Below are 7870 nucleotides of genomic sequence, written 5' to 3' on the forward strand. Positions count from 1 at the left end.
ATGTCCGTCGCACGCGCCGTGACGGGACTCCTGCTCGTCGCGGTCGTCGTCGCCGGCGTCTCCGCGCCCACCGCGGCCGCGGCCGGCTACGGCGTCTCAATCGACGCGCCGGCCGACTTCCACGTCGGCGACAACCGACTCGAAGTGACCGTCGACAACACGGCGAGCGGCACGGACCTGTTCAGCCCCATCGTCGAGGTCCCCCTCGAAGCCGGGCTGTCGGCCCCGGCGGACCCGAATCCAGTGGTGAAATCGACCGACGGAACCCGGACGTGGGCCGTCCAGAACAGCACGATTACGAGCGGGGACTCGCTGTTCGTCTACGGCCGGAACGTCCCGGCGGGCGAGTCGCGGACCTACGTCTTCACCGTCACCGTCGAGTCGGCGGGCGAGCGCACCGTTCGGGCTGACGTGCGCCCCCTGTACAACGAGTCGAACAACGTCCGCGCGCAGACGACCGTGACCGCTGTCGCCACCGGCGCGCTCTCCGTGGACGTGCTCGACGAGGCGGGCGACCCGGCGTCGGGCGCGACCGTCACCGTCGACGGCACCGACCGCGCGGGGGCCACCGTCCGCGACGACGTGACCGCGGGCGACCACACCGTCTCCGTCAGCGTCGGTGGCGCGACCTACCCGGCGCTGAACGTCTCGGTCGCCGCCGGCGGCGAGACCAACGTGACCTACCGCCACGGCTCGCTGGACGACCCCGCGGTCGTCGTCGCCACCGACGCACAGTCGGCCGTCGCGAACGGCAGCGCCGAGAGCGCCGTCACCGAGGCCGGCAACGCCACCGCCCGCGCGCGGTTCGAAGTCGCGTTCCTCGCGGACGTGCCCGACGGCCGGGCGGTCGTCGGCGTCGCCGACCCCGCTGCCTTCCCGTCGGGCTACCACGACGTGACGGCCACCGTGGACGGCCAGCAGGCCACGCCCGGCCGCAATGGTGGAACCACGACCGTCGCCCTCGACTCGCCCGGCCTGCTCGACGTGGCCATCGAGTTCGTCGGCTTCCCGGTCGGCGACGCGACCCGCGACGGGACCGTCGACGACGGCGACGCCGCGGATATCGCGGCCGCGGTCGCCGCGGTCGACGACGGCGACCCCTACGGCGACGTGGACGGCGACGGCGAGGTGACGGCAGTCGACGCGATGCTCGTCGCCCAGTACGACGCCGGCAACCGCACCGCCGACTACGGAGGTGCGCGATGAGCCGCCCCGCGTTCGCGCGGCGTGTCGTCGTCGCGGCGGTCGTCTGCGCGGTCGTCCTCGCGGGCGTCGCACCGTTCGCCGCGGTCTCCGCGGCCGGCGCGGCGTCTTCGGCGACCGTCTCCGTCGCGGGCGTCGATTCGGTCGGCCTGGAGGAGACGGCGACGGCGACCCTGCGGGCCGCGGACGTTCCCGCCGGCGCGGGCGTCGGCGCGTTCGCAGTCAACGTCACCTACGACCCCTCGGTCGTCTCGGTGCGCGTCGCCGACAGCGACTTCGCGGTCGAGACGGCCGCGCCCGAATCGGGCGTCCTCAGAATCGTCGGCTACACCGACGCCCGGTCCGGCCCGACCGGCGACGTCGCGCTCGCGGCGCTCGACGTGACGGGCGAGTCGGCCGGCGACGCGACGCTCGGCGTCGAGGTCGACACCCTCGCCGACGCGGACGGGTCGGCGATTACGCGCACGACGGCCGACGCGTCCGTCGAGGTGACCGGCGGCTCCGACGGCGGCGAGACCGACGGCGGCGACACGACGGACAGCCCGGACGACCCGGGCGGCGAGAGCGACGACGACACCGGCGGCTCGTCGGGCGGTTCCAACTCCGGCGGCGCGCGGACGTCGGTTCGCACGTCGGCCAGTAACGGCGGCCTCGCGGTCGACATCCGAAACGCGAAGCCCGGCGCGCCGGTCGAGGTCGACCTCTCCGGCGTCGAGCGCGGCGGCGTCCGGGTCGACGGCCTCTCGCTCACGCTCGGCGCGAAGTCGGACGCGAAACTCACGGTGCGGGCGCTCGATTCCGTGCCGGACGGGACACCGGCGCTCGACGGGGGGCCGCTTTCGTACCTCGACGTGGCCCACGACGTGGACGACAGCACCATCTCCGGCGTGAACTTCACCGTCTCCGTCTCGAAGGCGACGCTGACGGACCGCGGCCTCGACGCGGCCGACCTCCGGCTCTACCGCTACAGCGACGGCGAGTGGCGGGCGCTCTCGACGAGCGTCGCCGGCGAGACCGGCGACGAGGTCCGATTCACCGCCGTCTCGCCCGGCCTCTCGGTGTTCGCGCTCGCCCCCGCGCCCGCCGGGGCGGCCTTCGCGGTGACGACCGGCTCCCTGCCGTCCTTGGTGGTGGTCGGCGACTCGGTCACCGTGACCGCGACGGTCGAAAACACCGGCCAGACCCGCGGCGAGACGACAGTCGACCTGACGGTCGACGGCGCGGTCAGCGAGTCGCGGACACTCGACCTCGCCCCCGGCGAGACGCGGACCGTCGAGTTCGTCGTCGCAGCCGACGCCGTCGGGCGCTACGACGTCGCGGTGGGCGGCGTCTCGGCCGGAACGCTCCGGGTCGACGCCGAGTCGACGCCGACGCCGACCGCGACGACCGAGTCGGAACCGGCGACGACCGGGACCAGTACTCCCGGCTTCGGTGCGGTGACCGCGGCGCTCGCGGCGGCGTTGGCGGCGCTCGTCGCACTCGCTCGGCGACGGACGTAGGTGCGGGCGTCGCGAGCAGCGACTCGCAGGCGCGCGGTCTCGTCGACCCGCGTTCTCGGTTTACGCTCGTTCGAGAGTCTGCAGTACTCGGAGCGATAGCTCGTCCGCGCTGATGTCGCCGCGGTCGTAGGCGTCGAACCACGCGGACTCGGCGCGCCAGCGGGCGACGACCGCGCCCGAGTCGGCGGCGGCCGCGACGATGGTCGCTTCGAGCCGCGACGCGGTCCACCCCGCGGCGACCTCCCTGAAGAACCCGCCGGCGACGGTTCCGATTTCGTTGCTGAGGCGGTCCGTGCTGCGCGCGTCGCTCTCGTAAGTGAGCGAGACGACAGACGCCCGTTCGTCGGCGGTCAGTTCCGCGAGCGCCACCGACTCCGAGTCGAGGAACCGTCCGAACGAGGCGAGATGGGACTCGTAGGGGTCAGGGGTCGACGTCGCCGTCGGCGACTCCGGCTCCGCTCGCATCGTCGGCGAATCGGGCGTCGTCGGCGGCGACGGCGACGCGCTACAGCCGGCGAAAAGCGAGGCGAACGACCCGAGAACGAGGCGACGTGATGGCACGCGCGAACGTTCGAACGACGTCGATATAGCTGTTCTCCGCCCGCCGTCAGCGTCGGAGCAGCCAGACGGCCAGTCCGATGACCTCCCGAAGCGTCACGCCCGCCGCGAACACGTACACCGTCTGCAACGGCAGTTCGAGGAAATCGATGGCCGCCACCGCGAGCGACATCACGATGGCCATCCCGACCCACCCGAGTGCGAACCGGCGCTCCGACGCCGACGTGTGTGTACCCAACTCGACCATACTCCCTGACTCGGCTGAACGTATTTAATTTCTCGTGCTGACACGACGGGGTGACCGTCGCGGCCAGCCGAGGTGGCTCGACGCCGCTCGGAGCGCGTTACTCCTCTTGGGCGTCAACCACCGCGACGCCCGCGAGGTCGAACGACCACCTTTTTCCGGTTCGGGTTCGCTCCGCTCACCCTCTCCGCAAAAATCTGGACCAAAAAGTCCTCGCTCCGCTCGGAGCGCGCTACTCCTCTTGGGCGTCCACTACCGCAACACCCGCAAGGTTGACGATGTCTTTGACTTCGTCGCCGCGCTGGAGGACGTGGACCGGCTTGTCCATGCCGACGAGCATCGGGCCGATTGCCTCCGCGCCNATGTCTTTGACTTCGTCGCCGCGCTGGAGGACGTGGACCGGCTTGTCCATGCCGACGAGCATCGGGCCGATTGCCTCCGCGCCGCCGAGACGCTGGAGGAGTTTGTAGCCGATGTTGCCCGCTTCGAGGTTCGGGAACACGAGGACGTTCGCGGGGTTGTCGAGTTCCGCGAAGTCGTAGGTGTCGGTCAGCATCTCCTCGACGAGGGCGGTGTCGGCCTGCATCTCGCCGTCCACCGGGAAGTCCACGTCTGGGTCGGCGTGCAGTTGTTCGACCGCGTCGCGGGGCTTGCGCGTCCCCTCGTTCGTGACGCTCCCGAAGTCGGAGTACGAGAGCAGGGCCGCGCGGGGGTCGACGTTGAACCGCCGGGCGAGTTCGGCGGTGTGTTTCGTCACCTCGGCGAGCACGTTCTCGTCGGGGTCGAGGTTGACCGTCGCGTCGGCGCAGAAGATGACGCGGTTCCGGAACGTCAGCATGTAGACGCCGGCGGCGTAGTCGGCGTCGTCGGCCGTGCCGATAATCTGCAGCGGCGGGCGGAGCGCCGAGGGATAGTGGTGAGTCAGCCCCGTCAGCATCGCATCCGCGTCGTCCATGGCGACCATCACGCTGGCGAAGTAGTTCGAGTCGCTCCGCACGAGTTCGGCAGCCTCCGTCCGGGTGAGGCCCTTGCGCTGGCGGCGCTCGTAGAGGTGGTCGACGTAGTGGTTCCACTGACCGCTTTCGGGGTCGGCGATGGTCGGGTCGAAATCGAGGCCGAGGTCCTCGGCGGTGCGGAGAATCTCCTTCGTCCGGCCGACGAGGATGGGTTCGGCGATGCCCTCTTCGACCAACTGGCTCGCGGCGCGAATCATCTTCTCGTCTTCGCCCTCGGCGAGAACGACCCGCTTGGGGTTCGTCGCCGCCTTGTTGAGGACGACGCGCATCATCTCGCGGGACTTCCCGAGGCGGGCCTCCAACTCCTCGCGGTAGTCGTCGAGGTCGCGCTCGCGGCGGGCCGCGCCGCTCTCCATGGCCGCCTCGGCGACGGCGGGCGTCACCTCGTAGAGGACGCGCTGGTCGAGCGGCTTGGGGATGAGGTAGTCGGGGCCGAACTGCAGCGGCCCGTCGCCGTAGGCCTTGACGACCGCGTCGGGCACGTCCTGTCGGGCGAGGTTCGCCAGCGCCTCGGCGGCCGCGCGCTTCATCTCCTCGTTGATTTCGGTGGCGCGTACGTCGAGCGCGCCGCGGAAGATGAACGGGAAGCCGAGGACGTTGTTCACCTGATTCGGGTAGTCCGACCGTCCGGTGGCCATGATGACGGTGTCCTCGCGGGCCTCTTTCGCGTCTTCGTAGGCGATTTCGGGGTCCGGATTCGCCATCGCGAAGATGATGGGGTTGTCGGCCATCGACCGCACCATCTCCTGGCTCACGATGCCGCCGACCGAGAGGCCGACGAGCACGTCCGCGCCCTCGATTGCGTCTTCGAGGTCGCCGTCGTCGACGCCGCGGGCGAACGGTTCGGCGTACTCGTCGAGTTCGCCGGCCTCGGCCCGCGAATCCGAGAGAACGCCGTCGATGTCGCACAGCGTGATGTTCTCGTGGGGGATGCCCAGCGAGACGTAGAACCGCGCCGTCGCGGTCGCGGCCGCGCCCGCACCGGAGAAGGTGACGTTCAGCGACGACAGGTCCTTGTCCGCGATGTCGGCGGCGTTGAGGAGCGCCGCGCCGGAGATGATGGCCGTGCCGTGCTGGTCGTCGTGGAACACGGGGATGTCCATCCGGTCGCGCAGGGATTCCTCGATTTCGAAGCACTCGGGCGCACGGATGTCCTCCAAGTTGATGCCGCCGAACGTCGGCTCCATCGCGGCGACCGACTCCACGAACGCTTGGGGGTCGTCGTGGTCGAACTCGACGTCGAACACGTCGATGTCGGCGAAGCGCTTGAACAGCACGCCCTTGCCCTCCATCACCGGCTTCGACGCCTGCGCCCCGATGTCCCCCAGCCCGAGGACGGCGGAGCCGTTCGAGACGACGCCGACGAGGTTGCCCTTCGCCGTNCCCGATGTCCCCCAGCCCGAGGACGGCGGAGCCGTTCGAGACGACGCCGACGAGGTTGCCCTTCGCCGTGTACTCGTAGGCCGCCGTCTCGTCGTCGGCAATGTCGCGACACGGCGCGGCCACGCCCGGCGAGTACGCCAGACTCAGGTCGCGTTGGGTGTTCGTCGGCTTCGTCGTCGCTATCTCCACTTTCCCCGCGGGCGGCCGCCGATGGTAGTCCCGGGCGTCGTCTTCGAGCGTCATTGCTCGTGATGGGAACGGTAAGATAGGTAGAGTCTTCGCTCCGACAGAGGCGTTCGTAGAAATAATCATGTAGAATCAGGCGACACGGAACCGGGATTTCGCGCCGAGGAGGCGAGCGAGCGGAGCGAGCGACGCGGGTCGCGACGCGGAGGCCGACTCGCGCGCCGCGCAGTCAGCGGAGCGACTCGTGCGGCATCGTGTACAACTGCACGCTCTCCGCGATAGACACCTCCTCGAAGTGGCTCTCCGTCGCGAACAGGTCCGACACGTCTTCGACCTGCTCGACCGGATAGATGTGCTTCGCGCTCCCGTAGCCGTGATAGACTTCGACCGGCACGGCGAACGCAACCTCTCCCTCGTCGACTTCGACTGTCGCCCCGGACGTCAGTCCGTCCTCGTCGTCGGCGATTGTACAGATGTTCGACGGTACGGTTTCCCCTGCATCGTATCTCTCTTTGGTCATGCGTTGACAACCCACACAATTTTTCAGTACTATAAGCAGTACCGCTCCCTACCCATACTCCGGAGGCGTACCGCTCAAGTTTCAGCCATATGTCCAACGAGCACCGTGATAATTATTACTCAACCCACAGAACTAACAGGATATTTGATACGTCTAACGCGGGGTTTTCACCGGTCGTCGGCCTGCCGTGCCGCAATTCTGGGTCAGTCACCGATTTTTGGACACGGCCACCGAGCGCGATGCTCGGGCCATCTACACGCGAATCACTCGGAACCGACACCCGCTAGTCCGGTGCAAATCGATGCGTTCGTCGTCGCGTGGTCACGCGTAGATGTCTTTAATCTGTCTGGTCCTTTCGGTGGTATATCAACGAGTTTTGGACCGTTCGACCGATAGTCAGCTTTCGGATAGTTCGTCCCCTGTTCGGTCGTCGAACGCGAGTCGAGCAGGATGCGGAGGCGAGCGTGCGTGCAACCACGACACACTCAGCGGAGCGCGTCGTGTGGAATCGTGTAGAGCCGAACTTCGTCTTCGACCACCACCTCGTCGGTTTCGGCGTTCGTGACGAACAGGTCCCAGATGCGTTCGACTTGCTCTGTCGGATAGACGTGCTTGGCGCTCCCGTACCCGTCGTAGACGTCGACGGAGACGGCGAACGTTATCTCTTCTTCCTCGGCGGGGACCGAGCAGATGTCCGCAGGTACTGTTTCACCCACTTCGTAGTGTGTAGCCACCATATTGTATGGAACGTTCTTGTCAGCACCTACGAATCCGCACGTTCACGGGTACTGAAGGCACTCATTCGGTTGGAAGTCCATGTGACAGCCAATAATTGTTTCTCCGAATGACAGTGATGTGTCCATCAGCGTCGACGAGTCGGAGAGGGGAAGTATTGTTACCAAGTCGCACGATGGTGTGACAATGTTAAAGGCATTATACCAATCGACTCTGCTCTGAGAGACCTCGAGAACGGTTCTCGAAAGGGGTCAGTAGAAAGCCGCGGAGTCCGTCGAAAGCGCGGGACAGTCAATTGTTTCCAACGAACCATACAATTATACTATTTCAATAACCACTTGCGGCCGATGCGAGCACGGATAGCCATTACACTAGGGGCAGCGCTGTTCGTCTGCTCGGTCGCATTGGTTGGGGTTAGTGCGGCAGAGGAGATACAGCAGCAACCGGATACAGAGGTACAACCGATAAACGAAAGCGGGGTCCTCGAGGTGGTGTTTATCGACACGGGCTCGGGGGCAGACTATCA

The 7870-nt window shown here is 67.5% G+C and carries 6 protein-coding genes and 1 pseudogene; 2 read left to right on the forward strand and 5 right to left on the reverse strand.

Annotated elements, in window-relative coordinates:
- Positions 1-1206 carry a hypothetical protein gene (locus tag C457_RS15835; RefSeq protein ID WP_008096233.1) on the forward strand — a complete coding sequence of 402 codons (1206 nt, stop codon included), beginning with the start codon at positions 1-3 and terminating at the stop codon, positions 1204-1206.
- The gene (locus C457_RS15840) at positions 1203-2702 is read left to right on the forward strand and encodes a PGF-pre-PGF domain-containing protein (protein ID WP_008096235.1); all 1500 of its coding nucleotides are present in this window, start codon (positions 1203-1205) and stop codon (positions 2700-2702) included. The genes C457_RS15835 and C457_RS15840 overlap by 4 nt, the downstream gene beginning before the upstream one ends.
- A 60-nt stretch (positions 2703-2762) precedes the next feature.
- Here C457_RS15840 and C457_RS15845 read toward each other — a convergent pair whose 3' ends face one another.
- From C457_RS15845 to C457_RS15865, 5 genes and pseudogenes are all read right to left on the reverse strand, one after another.
- Entirely contained in the window at positions 2763-3263 is a 501-nt protein-coding gene (locus tag C457_RS15845) for a hypothetical protein (protein WP_008096236.1), read from the reverse strand.
- 46 nt (positions 3264-3309) lie between these two features.
- Complete coding sequence (locus tag C457_RS15850) at positions 3310-3507, reverse strand: hypothetical protein (protein WP_004976138.1); 198 nt, start codon at positions 3505-3507, stop codon at positions 3310-3312.
- 229 nt (positions 3508-3736) lie between these two features.
- Positions 3737-6146 (reverse strand): annotated as a pseudogene (locus C457_RS15855) (NADP-dependent malic enzyme).
- Positions 6147-6318: 172 nt separating this feature from the next.
- The gene (locus C457_RS15860) at positions 6319-6609 is read right to left on the reverse strand and encodes a hypothetical protein (RefSeq protein WP_008096241.1); all 291 of its coding nucleotides are present in this window, start codon (positions 6607-6609) and stop codon (positions 6319-6321) included.
- A gap of 485 nt (positions 6610-7094) precedes the next feature.
- The gene (locus C457_RS15865; RefSeq protein WP_008096243.1) at positions 7095-7346 is read right to left on the reverse strand and encodes a hypothetical protein; all 252 of its coding nucleotides are present in this window, start codon (positions 7344-7346) and stop codon (positions 7095-7097) included.
- Between the last annotated feature and the right edge of the window lie 524 nt (positions 7347-7870).

Source organism: Haloferax prahovense DSM 18310 (genome assembly GCF_000336815.1).
Taxonomy (GTDB): Archaea; Halobacteriota; Halobacteria; order Halobacteriales; family Haloferacaceae; genus Haloferax; species Haloferax prahovense.